The sequence below is a fragment of the Pseudomonas sp. FW305-7 genome (genome assembly GCF_058786735.1).
On record NZ_JBYSZA010000018.1, the window covers coordinates 113,799 to 135,540 of the forward strand.

22 protein-coding genes are annotated in these 21,742 nt (G+C 57.3%); 11 read left to right on the plus strand and 11 right to left on the minus strand.

Annotated features, from left to right (window positions below; genetic code table 11):
* The 6 genes from AC3WMT_RS20795 to AC3WMT_RS20820 all read right to left on the minus strand — a co-directional run bounded on the left by AC3WMT_RS20795 (position 1) and on the right by AC3WMT_RS20820 (position 5,429).
* A complete protein-coding gene (locus AC3WMT_RS20795) occupies positions 1-837 on the minus strand; it encodes a sugar phosphate isomerase/epimerase family protein (protein ID WP_103307081.1) in 837 nt (278 codons plus the stop codon).
* The gene (locus AC3WMT_RS20800; RefSeq protein ID WP_103307079.1) at positions 834-1,628 is read right to left on the minus strand and encodes an NAD-dependent epimerase/dehydratase family protein; all 795 of its coding nucleotides are present in this window, start codon (positions 1,626-1,628) and stop codon (positions 834-836) included. Before AC3WMT_RS20800 ends, AC3WMT_RS20795 begins: the two co-directional genes overlap by 4 nt.
* On the minus strand, positions 1,621-2,802 hold the full coding sequence (locus tag AC3WMT_RS20805; protein WP_103307078.1) for an NAD(P)/FAD-dependent oxidoreductase: 1,182 nt from the start codon (positions 2,800-2,802) through the stop codon (positions 1,621-1,623). Before AC3WMT_RS20805 ends, AC3WMT_RS20800 begins: the two co-directional genes overlap by 8 nt.
* Positions 2,802-3,827 (minus strand): glycosyltransferase, encoded by a 1,026-nt coding sequence (locus AC3WMT_RS20810; RefSeq protein WP_103307077.1) that lies wholly within the window; start codon positions 3,825-3,827, stop codon positions 2,802-2,804. The genes AC3WMT_RS20805 and AC3WMT_RS20810 overlap by 1 nt, the downstream gene beginning before the upstream one ends.
* Positions 3,828-4,878: 1,051 nt before the next feature.
* The gene (locus AC3WMT_RS20815; protein ID WP_103307076.1) at positions 4,879-5,085 is read right to left on the minus strand and encodes a hypothetical protein; all 207 of its coding nucleotides are present in this window, start codon (positions 5,083-5,085) and stop codon (positions 4,879-4,881) included.
* A gap of 152 nt (positions 5,086-5,237) precedes the next feature.
* On the minus strand, positions 5,238-5,429 hold the full coding sequence (locus AC3WMT_RS20820) for a YegP family protein (RefSeq protein ID WP_103307075.1): 192 nt from the start codon (positions 5,427-5,429) through the stop codon (positions 5,238-5,240).
* 277 nt (positions 5,430-5,706) lie between these two features.
* On the opposite strand from AC3WMT_RS20820, the gene AC3WMT_RS20825 reads away from it, so the two are divergent.
* From AC3WMT_RS20825 to AC3WMT_RS20845, 5 genes are all read left to right on the plus strand, one after another.
* A complete protein-coding gene (locus tag AC3WMT_RS20825; protein ID WP_103307073.1) occupies positions 5,707-6,672 on the plus strand; it encodes a glycosyltransferase family 2 protein in 966 nt (321 codons plus the stop codon).
* A 3-nt stretch (positions 6,673-6,675) separates the two neighbouring features.
* Positions 6,676-7,386, plus strand: coding sequence for a class I SAM-dependent methyltransferase (locus AC3WMT_RS20830; RefSeq protein ID WP_213027844.1), 711 nt, complete (start codon positions 6,676-6,678; stop codon positions 7,384-7,386).
* Positions 7,383-7,769 (plus strand): GtrA family protein, encoded by a 387-nt coding sequence (locus AC3WMT_RS20835; protein WP_103307069.1) that lies wholly within the window; start codon positions 7,383-7,385, stop codon positions 7,767-7,769. The genes AC3WMT_RS20830 and AC3WMT_RS20835 overlap by 4 nt, the downstream gene beginning before the upstream one ends.
* Positions 7,766-9,862, plus strand: coding sequence for a DUF6311 domain-containing protein (locus AC3WMT_RS20840; protein WP_103307068.1), 2,097 nt, complete (start codon positions 7,766-7,768; stop codon positions 9,860-9,862). The genes AC3WMT_RS20835 and AC3WMT_RS20840 overlap by 4 nt, the downstream gene beginning before the upstream one ends.
* Positions 9,863-9,949: 87 nt before the next feature.
* Positions 9,950-10,870 carry a LysR substrate-binding domain-containing protein gene (locus AC3WMT_RS20845; protein ID WP_103307067.1) on the plus strand — a complete coding sequence of 307 codons (921 nt, stop codon included), beginning with the start codon at positions 9,950-9,952 and terminating at the stop codon, positions 10,868-10,870.
* Positions 10,871-10,932: 62 nt separating this feature from the next.
* Here AC3WMT_RS20845 and AC3WMT_RS20850 read toward each other — a convergent pair whose 3' ends face one another.
* Positions 10,933-11,868 carry a LysR family transcriptional regulator gene (locus tag AC3WMT_RS20850; RefSeq protein ID WP_103307065.1) on the minus strand — a complete coding sequence of 312 codons (936 nt, stop codon included), beginning with the start codon at positions 11,866-11,868 and terminating at the stop codon, positions 10,933-10,935.
* 197 nt (positions 11,869-12,065) lie between these two features.
* Entirely contained in the window at positions 12,066-13,250 is a 1,185-nt protein-coding gene (locus tag AC3WMT_RS20855; protein WP_103307063.1) for a cyanate transporter, read from the minus strand.
* Positions 13,251-13,649: 399 nt separating this feature from the next.
* Between AC3WMT_RS20855 and AC3WMT_RS20860 the strand changes: the two genes are divergently transcribed.
* From AC3WMT_RS20860 to AC3WMT_RS20875, 4 genes are all read left to right on the plus strand, one after another.
* Entirely contained in the window at positions 13,650-15,299 is a 1,650-nt protein-coding gene (locus AC3WMT_RS20860) for a phosphoethanolamine transferase (protein ID WP_103307062.1), read from the plus strand.
* Positions 15,300-15,462: 163 nt separating this feature from the next.
* Entirely contained in the window at positions 15,463-16,596 is a 1,134-nt protein-coding gene (gene rnd / locus AC3WMT_RS20865) for a ribonuclease D (RefSeq protein ID WP_077571546.1), read from the plus strand.
* Entirely contained in the window at positions 16,593-16,886 is a 294-nt protein-coding gene (locus tag AC3WMT_RS20870; RefSeq protein WP_103307060.1) for a YcgL domain-containing protein, read from the plus strand. The genes rnd and AC3WMT_RS20870 overlap by 4 nt, the downstream gene beginning before the upstream one ends.
* 105 nt (positions 16,887-16,991) lie before the next feature.
* A complete protein-coding gene (locus AC3WMT_RS20875; protein WP_103307058.1) occupies positions 16,992-17,924 on the plus strand; it encodes a D-2-hydroxyacid dehydrogenase in 933 nt (310 codons plus the stop codon).
* 121 nt (positions 17,925-18,045) lie between these two features.
* Here AC3WMT_RS20875 and AC3WMT_RS20880 read toward each other — a convergent pair whose 3' ends face one another.
* Positions 18,046-18,639 (minus strand): nitroreductase family protein, encoded by a 594-nt coding sequence (locus AC3WMT_RS20880; RefSeq protein WP_103307056.1) that lies wholly within the window; start codon positions 18,637-18,639, stop codon positions 18,046-18,048.
* Positions 18,640-18,917: 278 nt separating this feature from the next.
* Between AC3WMT_RS20880 and AC3WMT_RS20885 the strand changes: the two genes are divergently transcribed.
* Together AC3WMT_RS20885 and AC3WMT_RS20890 are read left to right on the plus strand one after the other, a co-directional pair.
* Positions 18,918-19,367 (plus strand): YcgN family cysteine cluster protein, encoded by a 450-nt coding sequence (locus AC3WMT_RS20885; RefSeq protein ID WP_103307054.1) that lies wholly within the window; start codon positions 18,918-18,920, stop codon positions 19,365-19,367.
* 35 nt (positions 19,368-19,402) lie between these two features.
* On the plus strand, positions 19,403-20,632 hold the full coding sequence (locus AC3WMT_RS20890) for a hypothetical protein (RefSeq protein WP_103307053.1): 1,230 nt from the start codon (positions 19,403-19,405) through the stop codon (positions 20,630-20,632).
* Positions 20,633-20,759: 127 nt separating this feature from the next.
* On the opposite strand, the gene AC3WMT_RS20895 is transcribed toward AC3WMT_RS20890, so the two are convergent.
* Both AC3WMT_RS20895 and AC3WMT_RS20900 read right to left on the minus strand, forming a co-directional pair.
* A complete protein-coding gene (locus tag AC3WMT_RS20895; RefSeq protein ID WP_103307052.1) occupies positions 20,760-21,137 on the minus strand; it encodes a YgaP family membrane protein in 378 nt (125 codons plus the stop codon).
* 81 nt (positions 21,138-21,218) lie between these two features.
* A complete protein-coding gene (locus AC3WMT_RS20900) occupies positions 21,219-21,689 on the minus strand; it encodes an RNA methyltransferase (RefSeq protein ID WP_007911337.1) in 471 nt (156 codons plus the stop codon).
* Positions 21,690-21,742 lie beyond the last annotated feature (53 nt).

A 21,742-nucleotide genomic window follows, 5' to 3' on the forward strand; every position in this document is an offset into this window, starting at 1 on the left:
TCATATGTTCACCTCAACACCAGCCCTGCGGTAATGCTGCGTCGCCACCTGAAGAGCTCGTTCCATCGACACCAAATGCGACTCCTCCTTGGTCGCCACCATCTCGATGGAGACCACATGAGTAGGCAGGTACTGCTTCAGGGCGGCAGCCATTTGTCCATGCTCAGTACCACCATCGCCCAAAGGCAATAGGTCGGGTTCGCTGGCATGTACATGCCCTATCAGCGGGGCGCAGTCGTGTAAGACCACGAGAGGATTCTCGCCGTTAATAGTGAGCGCACCAGTGTCTAGCTGCATCCGGATGGCTGGATGCGCAACGCGCTTCACCACATCGGCGGTTTCCGCGCTGGTGGTCATAAAGTTGGCGCCGTAACAGGTTGGGTTGGGCTCAAGACAGATAGTCACCCCGCAAGCCTGAGCGATATCTCCTAGCTGCCGGAAAAAAGGAATCGCGATGTCCAAAGCCTCTTGATCATTCAAGCCGCTGCGATCTCGATTCTTCGGGGACCCAAAGACCACCCGAGTCGCCCCCAGGACAGCGCCGATACGGCATATGGCCGCCAAATGCGTTAGCAGGGCAGCCTGGGTTTCAGCAGACCCAAAGACGTTTAGCCCCGTGGTGCCAAACAACAGGGCTTGCATGCCGGTGATCTCGATCCCGCGCTCAGCCCACCAGTCTTTGACTTGAGCAATGTCCTCATTCGTAGCTTTGACTGGTTCTGGAAAATACTTGCCAGGTGCGATATCTATTGCATCAACCGCAAACCGCTGAAGCAGCGTAGCGACCGCTTCATCTTCGTCGGTGTCCCACGCAATATTGGAAATCGCCAACCTCATGCGCTCATCCCCGCATCGGCTTTAATCGTCAGCGGCTCGGACTGCGCGTAGGCCCTGACCGCCAGAATTGTTTCGCGGGCGCTATATTGATAGCCGCCCGAAGCACCAAATACTTGGGCGTGCTTGGTCCGCAGGTCATAGGACGCAGCGGGGTTTGCCAAGGTATGGGTGAAGGATCTACCGAAACCCTGTTGGGAAATGTTCTCCACGCTAATGGGCTCTGCCGTGAAGTGAACCAACTTCAAACCGGCATTGAGAGAAGTTTGAATGTCATACCAAAGGTTAACCATCGGGTAGAACTGGAACACCCCCCGACTATCAATTGCCTGAAGGTTGTTGTCATTCAGAAAATCGAAGATGACGTTCTTGCGCAGACCTGGGCCAACCAGTCCTGGCAGACGAACAATCAGGTGGTTCGGGAAATGCTCTTCGATGAATTTCTCCAGCAATCGACGATGCAAACCATAGGCATGCAGGCCCGACTCATCGACAGGGGTGTCCTCGTCAACGCCTATTGGATTCTTGAAGACATCAACAGTACTGATCAAAACAAAGGTTTTGCACTGGATGGTTTTGAGGTGTGCGATCAGCTCCTCGATTTTTTGTCGATCCGCTTCTGGCTCCCGGTTGGCGATCCACTTCTGCGCCGGAGCACCGGCACACACTACTGTATCAAATGATTGATCATCGATATCGCCAATGTTGGTTGAGCGATAAAGCGATGTGAACTTTTCCTGTTTAAGAAGGGTGCCGCCCACGTAACCCGAATAACCAATAAGCGAATTAAACATTCACCGCTCCAAATGTAGATTTTTCTTGATCATCGACGCCAACAATGTTTTCGGCTTCAAGCGTTTCAAGAACGTCATAAATATTGTCAATTTTACCGCCAAGCACCGAATAACAACCTGGCAACTCTGCGTGCTTCTCAAAAAGGATTGGCCTTCCGTCATCGCCCTCGTTCTTCACCAAAACGGTCTTAATCTCGAATAGCGAGTCGATGTGTTTGGCTTTCAATACTTCAGGAATATACCGTCCGACGTCTCTGACCATCCGATCCACGCGAGTGTCGCGTTCGTAACGGCGCAGTTTTTCGTAAGGGTCAACCTCTGCCTGGTCATTCCAGTGCATGTGCGGCGTATAGCGAACATGGGACAAGGTATGCAGTCCACGCGCCGGAAAAGGCATCATCGAGAAGAACGGGCCATCCATCACCGTGATACCCAAACCATTGAGGGATTCGGGCATCTGCATCAGGGCCATTTCCGTGATTTCTTGCTTGAGGCCGGTACTGACACCGGGGAAATCACCCTTGAACTGATTGAGGCCGCTATAGGTGCAGTTGAATACATAGCGACAGGTGATTACTTCCTGGCTCCCACCTTTCTTCTCGGCTACAACCTGCAACGGCACCTGTGCCCCTTTCGAGATCGCGGTCACCCGTGTGTCGTAGTGGATCTGCACACCGCTTTCTTCAAGCTCGCGGGTTGCCCAGCTAGCGAGCTGAGTGGTGTCGAACGCATATTCTTTGACCAGATACACATCTTCGATCAGGCGGGGTTCAAATAAGGCCCGCAATACGGGATCTGCTGGCTGGATGTCCGCCCCAATTTCCCGACAAAAGCGTTCGAACTGTCTGGCCGTGACTTTCGAGTTTCGCCGGGCGATAGCGTAGAGTTTGGTGAAGTCTTGCTTCACTGCGAGCGGCCAATCCCGTACAAATTTGGGTAGGTTTACCCGACTTCGATAAGCGGTCGTGAAACTGCGTGGGTAGTGATAGCCGTTATGCACCCGCGCCTGATTGTTGTAAGAGGCACGCATCAGCAGCGCTGGCTCACGTTCAATCAGCAGGATGCGCTTAAGGCCGCGTTGCTTGGCCAGATACACAGCGATAGCCGCACCGTAGAACCCACCCCCAATTATCACGGCATCCTGACTGGGTCGAATTGAATCGAGGCGCGACATCAGGAAACACGTTCAATGGTCGGGGGGGTCGCCTCGGCTGAATCTGATACCACTTCTTCGATGTTCAGTTTTTCAAGCCGGGTCATGCGGGCACTGGTGAACTCTTGGCCTACATGATAAAGCGGGCCCTCATTCGACAGGCTGACCATGTTCAGAATGTATTCGCCCAAGACCAGCAGAACGAGCGAGATCAGAAAGAACATGCCCGACTGTTGCAGCGAAAAGCTGATCCATCCCGGCGCAACATCGGTCTTTAAAATGCCAACCGCGAGTACATAAGCGCAGTACACCAGGTTGGCGACGGCACCAAACAGGGAGAGCGAGGTAACCAAACGCATCGGCGCGCGCGTGGTCGAGACCAGCAAGCGCATGCCACGATCGATGCTCTCGCCCAATCGTTTGGGCCTAGACGTCTGCGGCGCGGAGCTGTAGTTCAGGTAAGCACGCGCGAATCCACCTGTTGCAGGAAGGTGCCTATAGGTCATCGCCGGCTGAGGATGCTGCAGTATGAAATTGATCACCCGCTTGCTTAGAATGCGGTATTGCGGTGCTTCCTTGGCCAGATGGACACCATTGAAGCGATTGTAGAGGCCATGAAACACAGCGTTAGCCCCACGATAAGCAAGGCTCTGTGCGGGCTTTTGCGCATTATTAGCAAACACCACATCAGCACCGCTGACCGCTTGATCGAGCATTTTGGGGATAAATCTAATGTCATCGGCCAACGGATCGACAACGACAACGAAATCACCAAGAGCATTCTCCAGTCCAACCCACGAGGCGGTATCCGCATCCACCTCTTTGGTTAAGGCATACACTTGTAAATTGGCCAATCCGTTTTCAGCGGTCAGTCGCTTCAACACCAGAATGCTTTCGTCATCTGAGGCGTTATCCACCACGATCAATTCATAATCACTGACGATATCCGCAATGACAGCGGCCGCATCAGACAGGATATTTTCAATACTTGCTGACTGGTTTCGCACCACAAAAACGACAGATAAAAAACAGGGAAAGATGGGCATTTTGTACTCTTAAATGGATTACCTGTTAAAACAAAAATCCGAGCCATTTGAGCGAAAAAATTCGCCCCCCTTCAAAGCGGGGCGTGGAGATACGGCCCGCTTTACCTAGCCTCGAAGAGGCTGAAAGTGGCTGCACTGCGAGCGCGGACATTTTTATCTCGCTGATCGGCTTGAGCGGCATTTTTCGGACGTGCCCCTAAAGGGATTGTACGGTCGACGTGGCTCACATCTCAGCTCTTACTGAATCAAAAAAGAGTCGATTATAATGTAAAAGAGGTGTGTACGCCTCATGAGTAGTGTTCTGCACTTGATCTTGTCCTCTGGAGACCTGGGATTGACCATAAACGGCGGTGGTCGTATCGCGGACTGCCTTTAACACCATCACTGCATCCAAAATCTCAATATTAACTGATCGCCAGCCTCACACCCCATAGCTGTTGCATCGGCTGGTTGAATCCAAATCCGAAAGTGATCTATCGAGAGGGTTAATATTGGCAGTCGTTGGGCTTGCCGGAGGCGATCCTGAAATCGTAACGGGTCAGCTGACAGCTAGTCGAGATGCGACCGTCTCAGCTTGAACAGACCTTATTTGATGTGGCCCGCGTTTTCCTCAATAGCTTCAAAGTGTTTCATGAACATTGGAGCCAACCTATGACGAATGCTTTTCCTTCCAAAACGTCAACTCCCGTCACCTCCAGCACATCGGGTATAGAGAATCACCTTGCAAGGGTCGACTCCTTTCGAGAAAACTCAAGCCTAGCAGCGGCAGACGTGAAGATGTTTAGGGCAAAATTAGGGCAGAATCAGGGCTGCCATAGACCGCAGTAGACCATGAGCAAAGGGCGCAACCACTGTATTTTCTGGCCTTAAGCGGTATACAGGGACGCAAGAAGGGGTTCGAATCCCTATCTCTGCGTCATTACATGGAAAAATCCCCGTAGATGAAAATCTACGGGGATTTTTATTTCCGGTGCCTTGGAAAAGCCCCACAGAATTCACTCTGTGGGCTTTTCCATGTCTGCAGGGTCTGAAACTCCCCGCAATCAATCACTCACGGCTGCGAGTGCCCCAGCTTCCGTTTGATCAATTCATACACATCCTTATGCGTCGAGTTGTGCAGCGTCTTGTCCTTGCATGCCGAGCTGAGGAAGGTTTTCACTTCGTCCTTGGCATGTGGGTAGAGGCCGGCGACATAGTCCGCTTCGTGTTCTTGCGAGCAGTTGAAGTGCTTGTCGTCTTTCGCTTTGTCTCTAGCCATTTTTACGGCTCCTTTCGAGTTCGATTGATCAGGTGGAACAGGGCCGGATTGCCCCATACGCCGGTCAGCGTAGGGGCGTTGGGATAACTCGCCACTGGTTCGAACAAAAAAGGAAAGGGCTGTAGGACGCAGTCGTGCATTGACTCTCGCGGTTAAATCTCCTTGACCGGCGTCTCTCCCGTTGCACCCTTGATCAGCGCGATCACATGCAAACAATCCGCCTTGTTCACATACGACTCGCCGCTGGCGATGGTCTCGTGATTGCCCGCGCGCAGCCTCCAGCGCCATTGGCCTTTGCCGGTGCTTGGGGTGCCTCTGGATTGCCTGTAAATCTCGAAATACATTCAGTTCGCTCCATGCGATTTGTGCGTGCGACAGCCTGTGTGGCGCATCGACGCAAGCCTAGCGCAGGCGGGTGTTTTGGCTATCGGACATTTGTTTCCAATCGTTCGCGGATGTTTCTGAGGAGTGCGGACTAGAGCGCCGGGTCAGGCCTCTGGTTTGGCCGAAATGACGCCGTTTGACCCTTGCAACGCCGTCGACGCTACTGCTTAATACGGGACGGCTCATGGCGTCGAAAATCTTTCGTCGACCGACAAACACTATAAAAAGAGCACTCCTTTGACTGAGCACGGAACGCAACAGGCCGTTCGGGTGACGTTATCGCTGGTTGTCCCCGTTTTTAACGAGGAGGACAGTCTCGACACGTTTCTCCTGCGCATAGATGAGGTCTTTCAGACCCAACCGTCAATTGACCTTGAACTGGTGTTCGTCAATGACGGCAGCACTGATACCACGCTGCAGCGTTTACTTGAGCGCCAGCAGCGAGACTCGCGCCTGCGCATCGTCGATCTGAGTCGCAACTTCGGCAAAGAGGCGGCGTTGTCTGCCGGTCTGCAAATGGCGACGGGGCGGATCGTGGTGCCGATCGATGCCGATCTGCAGGATCCGCCTGAAGTGATCCTGCAAATGATTGAGCGCTGGCGGGAAGGCTACGAAGTGGTGCTGGGCCATCGCATCAGTCGCCGCAGCGATACCTGGGCCAAGCAGACCTCGGCGCACTGGTTCTATCGCCTGCACAATAAAATCGCCGAACAGCCATTGCCGGAGAACGTCGGCGACTTCCGCCTGATGGATCGTTGTGTGGTCGATGCGTTGCTGACCTTGCCGGAGTCCCGACGCTTCATGAAAGGCTTGTTCGCCTGGGTCGGATTCCGCACCACTCACGTTGATTACGAGCGCCCCGAGCGCGTGGCCGGGCACAGCAAGTTCAACGGCTGGCGGCTGTGGAATTTTGCCCTGGAAGGCATCACCAGTTTCAGCACCGAACCGTTGCGGATCTGGACGTACATCGGGGCACTGGTGTCGCTGGTGTCGTTTGCCTTCGCCATTTTTATCGTGGTGCGTACGCTGGTCCACGGTGTCGACATGCCTGGTTACGCCTCGCTGATGGTCGCGGTCACGTTCCTTGGCGGCCTGCAATTGATTGGCATCGGTGTGCTCGGCGAGTACCTGGGCCGCACTTATATCGAATCCAAACGCCGGCCGGTTTATCTGGTGCGTCGCGTCTACGACCCCAAGGACTGACACATGGATCTCAAGGAAACCGACATCCTCGGCGACAGCATCGGCGAGCATTGGTATTACTGCTCCAAAGCGGCAGCCACCCGTCGCTTGCTCGGCAATGCGCCGATCAAGCGGATTCTCGATGTGGGCGCCGGTTCCGGGTTTTTCTCCCATCATCTGTTGAGCCAGACCGATGCGCGTGAGGCCTGGTGCGTGGATATCAGCTACCCCGTTGATTCAGATGCAACCACCACCGGCAAACCGGTGCATTACCGGCGCGGCATCGAAACCATTGACGCCGATCTCGTGCTGCTGATGGATGTCCTTGAACACGTCGATGACGACCTCGGTCTGCTCAGGGAATACGTCGACAAAGTGCCGCCCGGCAGCCGCTTTCTGATGACGGTGCCGGCGTTCCAGTTTCTCTGGAGCGGCCACGACGACTTTCTTGAACACAAGCGCCGCTACACCCTGGCACAGTTCGAGACACTGGCTCGCGATGCCGGCCTGACGGTGCAGCGTGGTGCCTATTATTTCGGCGCGGTGTTCCCGATTGCGGCGGCACTGCGTTTGCTGCCACAGGGCCCGCAGACTGCAACGCCACGCTCGCAGCTCAAGCGTCATCACCCGCTGGTGAACTCGGTGCTCAAGGCCCTTTGCAGCCTGGAGCTGCCATTGATGGGCATCAATCGCCTCGCTGGTTTGAGCGTTTTTGTGCTGGCGCAAAAACCGTGACCTCAGCGGAAAAATCCCTGTTGATCCAGCGCGGTTTGCGTTTTGCCTTGACCGGGATTTTCGTCACTGGCTTGCATGCCCTGGTCGCGGTGCTGTTCATCAATTTCATCGCCCCTCAGCCACCGCTTGCCAACGGCGTGGCTTTTGCCGTCGCGACCGTCGTTTCCTACGTGATCAACACCACCTGGAGTTTCTCGGCCCGGCTGCATGGCAGAACCCTGATGCGTTTTCTGCTGGTGTCGCTGGGTGGGTTTTTGTTGGCGATGTTGGTTGCCTGGGCTGCGCAAATGGCCGGGCTCCACTATCTGTTGGGCATCGGTGCGGTGGCGCTGACGATTCCGGCATTCACTTTTGTGCTGCATAACTTCTGGACGTATCGATGAAGGTTTCGAACACCCATCCGGCCCTCGCGTTGCTACCGATCCTGCTGGGTGTGCTGGTGTTCTTCCTGGTGATCGGTCCACAGGCGCTGGATCCGCAGAACATCGCTTGGTTGAAGGACGGTGATCCGGCAACGCATTATTTGGGTTGGGTGAATTTCCGTCATTCGCCCTGGACGTTTCCGCTCGGGCTCAACCCGTCGTATGGGTTGGAGCTGGGCAGCGCGATCATCTTTTCTGACTCCAATCCACTGATGGCGCTGCTGTTCAAACCGTTCAGTGGCTGGTTGCCGGACACCTTTCAGTATTTCGGAATCTGGTTGCTGGCCTGTTTCGTTTTGCAGGCCTGGTTTGCCTGGCAATTGCTCGGGTTGATGACTGATAACCCCGTGCTTCGACTGCTGGGCGCGGGGCTGTTGGTGTTTTCTCCGCCGATGTTTCTTCGTACCGGAGGGCACTTGTCCCTGGCCGGACACTTCCTGATTCTGGCGGCCCTTTACCTGGCGCTGCAGTCGATGCTCCAACGGCGGCGCCTGGCATGGGGCACATTGCTGGCCGCCACGGCACTGGTGCATGCGTATCTATTGGTGATGGTGGCGCTGATCTGGGTGGCGGATGTGCTTGGCAAACTGTGGGTCGGCAAACTGACCCGACGTCAGGGCCTGATCGAGTTCGCCAGTCTGTTTGCCCTGGTCAGCGTGTGCTGCTGGCAAGCCGGGTATTTCAGCATTGTCGACGGCGCGGGCGGTGGCGGGTTTGGCTGGTATCGAATGAATCTGCTGTCCCTGGTCGATTCGGATGGCTGGTCATATGTTCTGCCAAACCTTGCCAACGGCGGCGGCGATTATGAAGGCTTCAATTATCTGGGCCTCGGGGTTCTGTTATTGCTGCCATTGGCGAGCATCGCCTGGTTCAGAAGCGGCATTTCCTTGAAGGCGCTGCTGCGCAGCCGGCCCTGTCTGGTGTTGGCGATGCTGGGATTGACCCTGTTCGCACTGTCGAACCAGATCGGTTGGGGCACGCACACGTTCAGCTATCCGCTACCCAAAATCCTAGAGCGTCTGGCGAGTATTTTTCGCGCCTCGGGTCGCATGTTCTGGCCGGTGTTTTACGCCATCGTCGTGTTGCTGGTGTTCTTCGTCGTGCGGGGCTATCGAACGCGTACCGCCATCGGTTTGCTGGCACTGGCGCTGGTGGTGCAAGTGGTGGATACCCGCATCGCCTGGGCGAGTTTGCGGGCGGCGAAAATGCTGCCACCGACATCCACCTGGGCCAGCCCCATGCATGATCCTTTCTGGGACAGCGCCGCGGCTCATTACAAGAATATCCGCGCGATGATCCCGAAAAATCAGCCCGATCAGTGGCAGGCCATCGCCGATTTCGCCGCTGCTCATCGATTGCAGACCGATGCCGTGTACATGGGGCGCATGAGTCCTTCTGTCCTCGAACGCACCCGGCTCGATGCGCAGCGCAGGCTGGCGACGGGCGATTACGAGGCCGACTCGCTGTACATCATTGATGATGAGGCGTTGGACGCGGCCATCAACAGTGTGCACAGCGACACTGACCTGCTGACCCGCGTAGACGATTTTGTTGTATTGGCACCGGGCTGGAAACACTGCAATCAATGCCTGGCGATGGTTGATGAGGGGCGGGCAATGTCCTCGATTCCGTCCAGCCAGTCAGGGCTGGTGCAGACATTCAATCGTAAAAGCCGACAGCTGACCAAGGGCTGGGCGGCGCCTGAAACCTGGGGTACCTGGAGCGAAGGGACGGAGGCTGAAATCACCCTGCGGGTGAAGCCGGATACCCAAGTGATCGTGCTGGAGGCACTGGCATTCGTGATGCCGCCAGGTCTTACCCAGCGGGTCATCGTCAGCATCAATGGTGAACAGGTGTTGTCGACGCGTCTGACGCAGGTGCAAGACAACCGGCTGGAAATTCCGCTCAGTACGGCCATCCGCGAGACGTTGGGCAAGGAGGGTCTGCTGAAACTTCAGTTGCATCTGCCCGATGCCGTCAGCCCGCAACAGCTGGGCTTGAATGATGATGCGCGGGTCATGGGGCTGGGGTTGAAAACGCTGACCGTCCACTAAGCGCTGAAACACTGTGTGGATGCTGATGGACGCCAGGCCCAAGGACTTTCTACACTGCCTCCAGTCTGGGGATCAGGGGAGCAATGGATGAATCGAAATGAACTGCGCAAGGCTGACATCAACCTGATGGTGGTGTTCGAGACCTTGATGCTCGAACGCAATGTGACCCGGGCGGCGGAAAAGCTTTTTCTCGGCCAGCCGACCATCAGCTCGGCGCTCAATCGCTTGCGCTCGATGTTCAACGATCCATTGTTTATCCGCGTCGGCCATCGCATGGAGCCTACGGCCCGTGCCGAAGAACTGTTTCGTCATCTCTCGCCGGCGCTCGATTCGCTGTCCGTCGCGCTGAGCCTGACGCACAATTTCGATCCTGCTGTCAGCAACATGACCTTTCGTATCGGCTTGTCCGATGACGTCGAGTTCGGCCTGCTGCCACCCTTGCTGCGTGCCCTGCGCCAGGAAGCGCCGAAAGTCGTGTTTGTGGTGCAACACGTCGATTACTGGCGGATTCCCGACTTGCTCGCAGCGGGTGATATCACCGTGGGTATCAGCCAGACCCGTGGTCTACCGGCCAATGCCAAACGCAAACTGCTGCGGCATATCCAGCCGAGTATCCTGCGTGCCGATGCATCCGACTCACCGTTGACCCTCGATGAATACTGCTCGCGCCCCCATGTGCTGGTTTCCCACACGGCGAACATCAGTGGTTACGCTGACGAGTGGCTCGCCGAACTCGGTCGCACCCGGCAGGTCGTGTTGTCAGTGCCGCAATACAGCGCATTGCCTGCCTTGTTGGCCGGGACGGATCTGATTGCCAGTCTGCCGGATTACACCGCCGAGGCCATGGCTGCGTCCGGATTGCTGTTCAAAGAGCCGTTTCCTTTCAAGACGCCGATGCTCGATCTATCGATGGTCTGGCTCAGTCACGTCGACAGCGACCCGGCCGAACGCTGGTTACGTTCGCGGCTGGAAGCGTTCATGAGCGAGCGCCCCCTCACCGCGCCTTGAAATCACTGCAGTCAGGCGCGACAGCGCCTGCAGGGATTTGCAAAACCGGCATTGGTGAAGCTTCAGGCGGCTTCCAGTTCGCTGCACACCTTGATCACTTGCTCGCGCAGCCAGATGTTGGCGCTGTCATGGTCGGCGTGCTGGCTCCATTGCATGTCGAGGGTGAACCCCGGCAGGCCATTCGGCGCCTCACAGTGATTGAAGATGGCTTCTTTGGTCAGTAAACGCTGGATGCGCCGGGGCAGGGTGAGGATGAAATCGGTGCCGGTAATCATTTTCAGTGCGGCGCTATAGCTGTTGGAGCGCGCCACGATCTGACGTTTCTGCGCCTGCCGTGCCAGCCAGCCATCGACCATGTTGGTGGTGGACGTCCAGGGTGTCGGAAAGACATGCCGGCGTTCGGTGAAGGCTTGCAGGCTCAGGCGTGGTTCCAGTGGTGTGGCACGTTTATCGAAGACGCAGACCAGATCATCTTCGAGCAGCATCCGCGACTTCAGGTCTGCGTGATTGCGGTGAAAGTTCGGGCCGAAACTGATCACCAGGTCGAGACTGCCGTCGCGAAGTTCATCGGCCGGCACGTCGGTTTCGAACTTGTGCATGTTGACCATCACCGGCAAGTCATCGTAGTCGAAACGCTTCAACAGACGCGGCAGGATCAGTTGCTCGAAGTACTCCGGGGCGCAGATGTTGAAGGTGACGGCTTGCCGGCTCGGATCGAATGCCGGGGCACCGGCGTGGCACAGGTTGATACTTTCGAGGATTTTCTGCACATGGCCGTACATGCTGCAGGCCTTGTAGGTCGGGCGCATGCCGGTACGGGTGTTGATGAACAGCTCGTCTTCGAAACTGGTACGCAGTTTTTTCAGGCAATAACTGACGGTGGATTGACTGACGAACAGCGTTTCCGACACATCGGTGACGCTGCTCTGCTCATACACGGCGATAAACACCATGAGGTCCTGCATGTCGAGCTTTCGAAGCAAGTTACTGTTCAGCATCCGTACTGTCTCGCTGTGCTCCTTGCGCTGAATCCGCGCAAACGTGTGCGAACGATCCTAACGGAACGATAGTGCTAGGAGAAACCCCTGTAGGACATTTCACGGACAGTTGTGGGACAGAAAGTTTTAGCAACACGACGTCGCTGAATAATCCGCGCAAAGATGGCCAGAGGCCTCTAGCTCATGGGCTTCTGCGATCATCGAATATGCTGCGTGTAATGTCGCGGATCAAAGCGCAGCACCATCAGCAGCATGACCACCATCACCGCCGTCAGCGACCACCACGCCCATTCGAAGCTGCCGAGTTGATCGCGAACCATCCCCGCCAGAAGAGGGGAGAGGCCGGCAATCAGATAACCAATGCCTTGCACGAAAGCGGTAAGGCCGCCGGCACGCTGTGGATTGTCGAGGTGGTCGAGCGAGACGATCAGGCTCATCGGAAACAGTCCGCCAATACCCAGCCCCAGCAGACAGGGCCACAGCAGGCTGAGATGGTCTGGGCTGAGGATCAACCCGCAGAAGCCGGCGATGATCAATCCGAGCAGCGCCATCAACACCACGCGCCGGTCACGACTGCGATTGGCAATGGCCGGAACCACCAGGCCGGAAATCACCTCCATGGCCGTCAGAAAACCCAACAGCAGACCGGCGTTCTGTTCACTCCAGCCTTTTTCAACGTAGTACGGCGCCAACCAGGCGAGCACACAGGTGTAGGACGCCGTCCCCAGACCGAAGAAGACCGCGAGTAACCAGGCGCGGGAATTGGCGAAAAACGATTCTTTCTTCGCGGCAGCGCTGACGGCGTTTGGCAGATGGCTGCGTTGTGACCACCAGAACAGCAAGGCGAACAACGCCAGCGCTGTCCAAATGGCCAACCCTACGCGCCAGCTTCCGGTTTGCACCATCACCAGTGGGGCGAACGAGGCGGCAAGGGCCGCGCCGCCCATGATCGAGGTCACGTACAAGCCCATGCACAGCGCCACGTTGTCCGGGAAACGTGCTTTTATCAGCGCCGGCATCAACGCCTGAATCAGCGCGATGCCGATTCCCGCCAGCACCGCGCTGATAATCAGCTCCGCCGCAGAATCGACAAACAGCCGCGCCAGTGTTGCCAACCCGATGATCAGCAGCGACAGCAGCACCGTGCGCTGCTCACCCAGACGCTGACTGATGCTAATGCCGAAAAACATCGCCATGCCCATGGCCATCACCGGCAGCATGGTCAGCAGCGACGCGAGGCTGTAACTCAACGGGATATCGCCGCGAATGGCCGAGAGCAACGGCCCGACCGCGGCCATCGATGGACGCAGATTAAGCGCGACCAGAATGATGGCGAGCATCAGCCAGAGAGCGGGGCGGGCGGTGGTGCGGACGTTTTCCATCTTCAGACCTATGAGCGAGAGGCTGACAATTAGGCGCCCGGCTGTCGCACCGGACAAACCAGAAAATCCCGAGCAGTATTTAAAAAGTCGATAGCACTTCTCTCCTTGTGGGAGGGGGCTTGCTCCCGAAAGCGGTGGGGCGGTCACCCTCAGTGCGGAATGTGCCGACCTCTTCGCGAGCAAGCTCGCTCCCACAGAAAAGTGTCTGGTCCAAAACTTAACCAGAGCTGAATCATTCTCAAATACTTCACAAGTTTTCAGTTATAGCCATCTGCCAACTAATCGTTGGCGTCTTTTTCACAAAAAATTGATGGTTGCCTGCCTAAAGTTTGTTATGCCTCGGTTAATGAATTTTTCACAATTAACCCAGGCGCTTCTTTTCAGGAATTGCCCACCTCTATGTTGAAGTTAAAAACCGTGCGCCCGGAATGGGTGACGTTGATTGCCAGTGCCTTTCTTTTGCTCGGTTTCAACTTTGTGCTCTGGCAGCATTTGTTCGAGATTACTGCGGCGGATGGCAAAGGCATCGCCATGCGCGTGGCTTTCGCCGTGATGATCTTTGCAGCGTTCAACATCGTGCTGACTTTTCTGGCCTTTCGTCCGCTGCTTAAACCCATCCTGACTTTGATGTTCTTGATCAGCGCCGGCGTGGCTTATTTCATGAGCCAGTATGGCGTGATGATTGATGCGGGCATGTTTCGTAACTTCGCTGAAACCAATGTCACGGAAGTGCGTGACTTGTTGTCGTTGAAGCTGTTTATGTATGTCTTGTTGTTAGGCGTTTTACCGTCGTGGTTGTTATGGAAAGTTCCAGTCAACTATCGTCGCTGGCATCACGAACTGCTCAGTAAAGTTATCGTCAGTGTGGCCTCGGTCGCGGTCATCGGTGGTGTGGCGCTGGCCAACTATCAGGGATTGTCTTCGCTGTTTCGTAATCACCATGAACTGCGCCTGATGCTCGTGCCGAGCAACTACATTGGCGCGTCGGCCGGTTACCTGCGGGAGCAGGTCGTCTCGGCGCAGCAACCGTTCGTGAAAATTGGCGAAGACGCACAACGCAACCCGGATCTGAAAGTCCAGCCGCGCAAATCCCTGACCGTACTGGTGGTGGGGGAAAGTGCCCGTGCAGAGAACTTCGGCATCCTCGGTTATGGCCGGGACACCACGCCGAAACTGGACAAGGAAGCCGGGCTGATCGCTTTCACCGATGTGCATTCCTGCGGCACTGAAACCGCGGTCTCGGTACCGTGCATGTTTTCCAACATGGGCCGCAAGGATTACGACGCCAGCAAGGCGAAGAACGAAGAAGGCCTGCTCGACGTGCTCAAGCGTGCCGGCATCGACGTGATCTGGCGTGATAACCAGTCCGGCTGCAAAGGCACCTGTGATCGAGTCACCGTGCAGGATGTCAGCAACTTGAAGGACCCGACGCTGTGCGCCAACAGTGAGTGCCGCGACGAAATCCTGCTGCAAGGTCTGCAAGGCTTTATCGATCATCTGGACAAGGACACCGTGCTGGTCCTGCATCAGATGGGTAGTCACGGCCCGGAATACTTCAAGCGTTATCCAAAGGAATACGAGCACTTCACGCCGGTCTGTGAAAGTAACGCGCTGAACAATTGCAGCCGCGAAAGTATCGTCAACGGTTACGACAACACCCTGGTCTATACCGATCATGTGCTGTCGAGCCTGATCGATGTGTTGCGCAACAATCAGGACAAAGTCGATACGGCGATGTTGTATCTGTCTGATCACGGTGAGTCGCTGGGCGAGTACAACTTGTTCCTGCATGGCACGCCTTACATGCTGGCACCCGAGCAACAAAAGCATGTGGCGATGCTCGCGTGGTTCTCCGACAACTATCAAAAGGCTTATTCGGTCGACACCCATTGCCTGCAAATGAGTCGTGACAAACCGTTGAGTCAGGACAATCTGTTCCACTCGATGCTTGGTCTGCTGGAGGTGCGCAGCAAGGTCTATCAGCCGGATCTGGACCTGTTTGCCGGATGCCGTGGCGCGGTGATTGACGGCGTGCTGGCCAAGGACTGAGCCGTTTAGGGCCCGTCGTTCTGACCCGACGGGCCTGTCCGTTTCCTCTGTCAGACTATTCTTGCTCTTTGGCAGGACATTTCGTTACAGCTCTTGCCCTTCGCAGGCGCGTAAATCGCCAGTGGCGATATATACTGCGCGCCATTCTTCAAGGGAGAGCCGTGTGGCCATCGATATTCACTGGATTCGCGACAACGAAAGCCTCGCGCAATTTTGCGCTGAGTGGCAGCAGCTGCCTTTCGTGGCCCTCGACACCGAATTCATGCGGGTCGACACCTTTTACCCGATTGCCGGCCTGTTGCAGGTCGGCGACGGCAAACGCGCCTACCTGATAGATCCGCTGACCATCAATGCCTGGCAACCGCTGGCCGCATTGCTGGAAAACCCGGCAGTGCTCAAAGTCCTGCACGCGTGCAGCGAAGACCTCGAAGTCCTGTTGCGCCTGACCGGCAGCCTGCCGGCGCCGATGTTCGACACGCAATTGGCCGCTGCCTATCTGAACCTAGGGTTCTCGATGGGCTATTCGCGACTGGTGCAGGAAGTGCTCGGCATCGAACTGCCGAAAGGCGAAACCCGCTCCGACTGGCTGCAGCGTCCGTTGTCCGACACGCAAATCAGCTACGCCGCCGAAGATGCCGTGCATCTGGCGGAGGTTTTCGTCCAGCTGCGGCCGAAACTGTCTGACGACAAATTCGCCTGGGTGTTGGAAGACGGCGCCGAACTGGTCGCCAACCTGCGTCGCGAAACCGACCCTTACGAGGTTTATCGCGAGGCCAAACTGGCGTGGAAACTGTCTCGCGCCCAGTTGGCTGTGCTGCGTGAACTGTGCGCCTGGCGTGAAAAAGAAGCCCGTGCCCGCGATCTGCCACGCAACCGCATCGTTCGCGAGCATTCGCTGTGGCCGCTGGCGCGTACCCAACCGGACAACCTCGCCGCGCTGGGCAAGATCGAAGACATGCACCCGCGTACCGTGCGTCAGGACGGTCAATTTCTGCTTGATCTGATCAAACGCTCTGGCAGTGTGGGGCCTGATCAATGGCCGCCTGCTGTAGCAGAGCCATTGCCGATCGAAGCGGCAGCGTTGATCAAACAACTGCGCGCATTGGGCCAGGCTGAGGCCGAGCGTCTGGGCATTGCCCCAGAGCTGATGCTGCGCAAGAAAACCCTCGAAGCGCTGGTCAAAAGCGGCTACCCCGAGGGTCCTTACCAATTGCCTGAGTCGTTGCGTGGCTGGCGCCGCGAACTCATGGGCCAGAAGCTGCTCGACAGCCTGGCCACCGCCGGAGAACAGCCTTGAAACGTATTTGCTCTATTTACCAAAGCTCGAAGCGCAAAGGCATGTACCTCTATGTGCTCAAGAGCGATGAATTGGAACGCGTGCCCGAGGCGTTGATGGCGGCTTTCGGCAAAGCCATATTTTCCTTCAGTCTGGTGTTGACGCCTGAGCGCAAACTGGCCAGTGAGGACATCGTCGTGGTCCTGGAAAACCTCGACAAGCAGGGCTATCACCTGCAAATGCCACCGGCCGAGGACGAGTACATCGAGCATTTGCCCGAAGAGTTGCTGCGCCGCAACGACCCGGTCTGATCGGCGAGGCCCTGTTCTGGGCCTCTGTTAACCCTGGAACTGTTTTTACCGCGATGGCCGCCCTGAAAGCGGCGGCTGTCTGCACGGTTTGCGAAAGGTTTGAAGATGCGCGTTCTGATTGCTGAACACGACCACGCGATATACGCCCGGCTGCTGCGTCAGGCAGCGCCGGAGCTTGAAGTATTGACCAGCGGCGACTCCGCTGAACTGGCCCGTCAGGCCGCCGATTGCCCGGTGTGGCTGGGGCAACCGGATCTGCTCGCGACCCTGTTGCGCCAGGGCCATCAACCGCAATGGCTGCAATCGACCTGGGCCGGCATCACGCCGCTGCTCGCTGATGGCTTGCGTCGGGATTACCGCTTGACCCGCGCGGTGGGGATTTTTGGCCAGGTGATGGCCGAATACGTGCTGACTTACATGCTCGGCCACGAACGCGAAGTGCTGGCGCGGCTGGTCAGCCAGGTCGAGCGCAAATGGGACAACCGCACCGGCCAGAGCCTGGTCGGACGCAAGGTGCTGATCGTCGGCACCGGTGACATCGGCCAGAGCGTTGCGCAGTTCCTGTTGCCGTTCGGCGTCGAACTGTACGGTATCGCCAGCAGCGCCCGTGAGCAGGCACCGTTCGTTGAAGTCGGCTCGATGGCGGATCTGCCGCGTCTGGTGGGCGAGGTCGATTACGTGGTCAACCTGCTGCCGAACACCGAACACACCCACGATATCTACGACGCGGCGCTGTTCAAGCAATTCAAGCCGACCGGGTTGTTCATCAACGTCGGGCGCGGTGTGGCGGTGGTTGATGCGGATCTGGTGGAGGCCTTGAAGGAAGGGCATCTGGCGGGCGCGGTGATCGACGTCTGCCGTCAGGAACCGTTGCCGCAACGTCATCCGTTCTGGACGGCCTGGGGTTTGCTGTTGACCGGTCACAGCTCGGCACCGACTTCACCGGCGTTGATGGTGCAGTTGTTTGTCGAGAATCTGCGGGCGTATCAGGCGGGTGAAGCGTTGCGCGGGGAAGTGGATTTCAACCGCGGTTACTGATTCACGCAAACAATGCAGGAGTGAGCCTGCTCGCGATAGCGGTGTGTCAGACAACATTAATGTCGACTGATACGGCCTCATCGCGAGCAGGCTCACTCCTACAGTTTTTTTGCGTTGTGGCTTACAGGGTGAAGTCGCCTTCTGCCGCGAGTTCGCTCAACGGGCGACGCGGGCTCGGCTCCTCACGCGCTTGCAGGTAATCCGCCAGCGTCGATTTGTCGCCAAGTTTGCCGACGGCCACTGCCGCATGCAGCGCATAACCCTCAGGAATGTTCAGCTCTTTGCGCGTCAGATCCTGATCGAAGCCGGCCATGCCATGGGTATGCCAGCCGCTGATGCTGGCTTGCAGCGCCAGATGACCCCACGCCGAACCGGTGTCGAAGGTGCTCCACAGCGCTGGCGTTTCTTCAGTGGCGCCCGGCACGGCGAAGGTGGTTTTCGAGATCACGATCACCAGGGCCGAAGCGTGCTGCGCCCAGCCACGGTTGAATTCGTTCAGCAGCCCCAGAAAACGCTCCCAGTTCGGCGTATCGCGACGTGCGTACAGAAAGCGCCACGGCTGCGAGTTATAGGCCGATGGCGCCCAGCGCGCCGCTTCGAAAAAGCTCAGCAGGGTTTCTTCCGGGATCGCTTCACCGGTAAAGGCACGGGGCGACCAGCGGTCGGTGAATTGCGGGTGAATGGCATATTCGGCAACGCGAGGGTTGGCACTCATCAAGAAATTCCTTGCTACGTTTGAGTAAAAGATTCGAACGAAAACCCGGCGGGATCAGTGCGCTGAACGATGGGGTTTTCCGAGCCGTGTCGGTTCACCGGGATGCAACGTGGTCGAGCGTTAATGGCTCCCGGGCAAGGCTCCTGCGACTGGCAAAGCTACGCGCCGTCACAAAAACTGACAAGTGCTGCGCAACCGGCAGTCGCCAGCGCTTGGCCCGCAAGGCCTGGGGCACTAGACTGGCGGCCTTTTCACCACCTGATGTTGATGCTTGAGCCATGGTCGCCAAAGTCGAACCGTTCTGGAAACGCAAAACCCTCGATCAACTCGATCACGAGGAGTGGGAATCGCTGTGCGACGGCTGTGGTCTGTGCTGCCTGCAAAAACTCGAGGATGAAGAGGACAACAGCGTTTATTACACGCGCATCGCCTGCAAACTGCTCGATCTGAAAACCTGCCAGTGCAGCGATTACCCGAACCGCATCAAGTTTGTCCCGGATTGCATCCAGCTCACCCCGGGCCAGGCCGAAGAGTTCAAATGGTTGCCGCCGACCTGCGGCTATCGTCTGGTCAGCGAAGGCAAGGACCTGCCACTCTGGCATCACCTGGTCTGCGGCGACCGCGACGCGGTGCACCACGAGCGGATTTCGCAGTCCGGGCGCATGCTCGCCGAGGGCAGCGTGCCGGAGGATGACTGGGAAGATCACCTGATTTTCCGGGCGGGATAAACGCCCGCAAATCCGGATTTCAACAAGGAGTGGGTATGGCTGTGGGATTGCAGCGGGCGTTGATGGTTGCGCTGTTGGCGCTCAGCGCGCCGGCATGGGCGGCGAAGAAAGTCGATCTGGATTACCACGTACGCCTGTTGCCACAGAGCGATCAGGCTGAAGTGCGCCTGACCCTGGCCAAAGGTGAAGCGGTGCGCAGCCTTGATTTCGACCTCGGCGACGGCAGTCATTACAGCGACTTCAAGGCGGACGGCCAATGGCTGCTGACGCCCGGCAAACAGGCCCGTGGCGTCTGGCGTCCGACCAGCGACAAGGCCAGCCTGACCTATCGCGTGCGCATCAGCCACGGCCGCAAGAGCGGTAGTTTCGACACCCGTATGACGTCAACCTGGGCGTTGATGCGCGGCGACGAACTGGTGCCGTCGGCCAAGCTCGATCAACAGGACGGCACCGAACTGGTCTCGCGCCTGCAATTCGAGCTGCCCGAGGGCTGGAAAAGCGTCGAAACCGCTTGGCCACGCATCGGCAAAAACAAGTTCCGCATCGACAATCCCTCACGTCTGTTCGATCGCCCGACGGGCTGGATGCTTGCCGGCCATCTCGGCAGCCGTCGCACGCGTCTGGGTGAAACCGAGGTCACGGTGGCGTCGCCGCAAGGGCAGGGCATGCGGCGGATGGACGTGCTGACGTTGTTGACGTTTGTCTGGCCGCAGGTACAAGCGCTGTATCCGCGTCATCCGACCAAGTTGCTGATCGTCGGCGCCAATGACCCGATGTGGCGCGGCAGCCTCGGCGCGCACGAGTCGATCTATCTCAATGCGCGCCTGCCGCTGGTCAGCGAAAGCGGCAGCAGTGCCTTGGTGCGTGAGTTGGCGCAGGTGTTCGGCCGGATCAATGACGAGCAGCGCAGCAACTGGATCAGCGAAGGGTTTGCCGAGTATTACGCGATCGAACTGGTGCGCCGTGCCGGTGGTATGAGCGATGAGCGGTATCAGGCGTTACAGGCGAAATTGGCCAAGGACAGCCAGAAGGTTACAACCTTGCGCGGCGAGCAGATCAGCCCGGCGCAGGTGGCGAAAGCGGTGGTGGTATTGCAGGAACTGGATGGCGAGATTCGTTTGAAGACACGCAACAAGCGTTCGCTGGATGACGTGTTGCGTGGGGCGATGCATTTGGGGACGGTGAGTACAAAGGAATTTGTGCAACTGGCCGGGAGTGTTCTCGGCGAGTCTTCCAAAGTCCTCGATACCGCGTTACTTCAGTAACGCCGCCATCGCTGGCAAGCCAGCTCCCACTGTGTTTTAGGTCGGACACAAAATATGTGATCACCACAAGACCTGTGGGAGCTGGCTTGCCAGCGATGGGGTCATCAGCCCCAAAGCAAATTCTGGATCAAACCCCGGCTTTTGGCGATTTCACCGAATCATTGCCGGTAACGGTGGCGGTACTGGTCGCTGCTTCGGCATTGGCCTTCAGCTTGCTCAGTTCTTCACCCGCCCGCTCGATCTTCGCCCGCACGTTGTTCATGTCCTGACGGCTTTTCTCGTACAGGCTTTTCACCGAACTGTGCCCGGTAATCCCGCGAGCCATGGCCACGCCGCCAATCGCCACCTGAATCAACCCGAACACCCCGCCACGGCGCAGGCCCTTGCCGACCATGATCACGCCGCCGGCCAAGGATCCGATGCGCTCCCAGCCTTCCACGTTCTGCTCGGAACGGCTCTGGAACGGGGTGGATTCGATACGCTCGACACGTTTGAGTTCGCTCATGATCTTTCTCCAGGCAATGAGTAATGGATAAACAAGCTGACTGCCAGAGCGGTCCGCTTGTTCCATCGGATGTGCGACGCTTCAGCGGAATTTCGGCCCGGAGCGGGTATTCAGGCCCTTGGCCATGCGGTCGTAGAGCACGACGTTGACCGTGGCGGCGAGGTTCATGCAGCCCGTGGTCGGGATGTACACGACGTCTTCGCACCAGTCGCGAATCTCTTTGTCCAGCGAGCCGTCTTCGGGACCGAAGATGTACAGCGCGCGATCAGGGTGGGTGTATTCCGGCAACGGACGGGCGCCTTCGACCAGTTCTACGGCGACGGGCACGCAGTTTAGCGGGAGGATCTTTTTCAGATCATCGATGCCGATCAACGGGATGTCGTAGTGCACGCGTTTGGTATCGGTGACGAAATCGGCGGCGCGTTCATAGCGCTTGCCGGTGTAGAACACCGACGCCACGCCGTAACAGCCTGCGGCGCGCATCACCGAACCGACGTTCTCCGGTGACTTGGGGTTGTACAAACCAATGCAGCTGTAACGTTTGTCTGCCACGAGCGGGGTGCCTTCGGGAAAAAGACGGCGATTATACGGGGATTGGGGGAGGG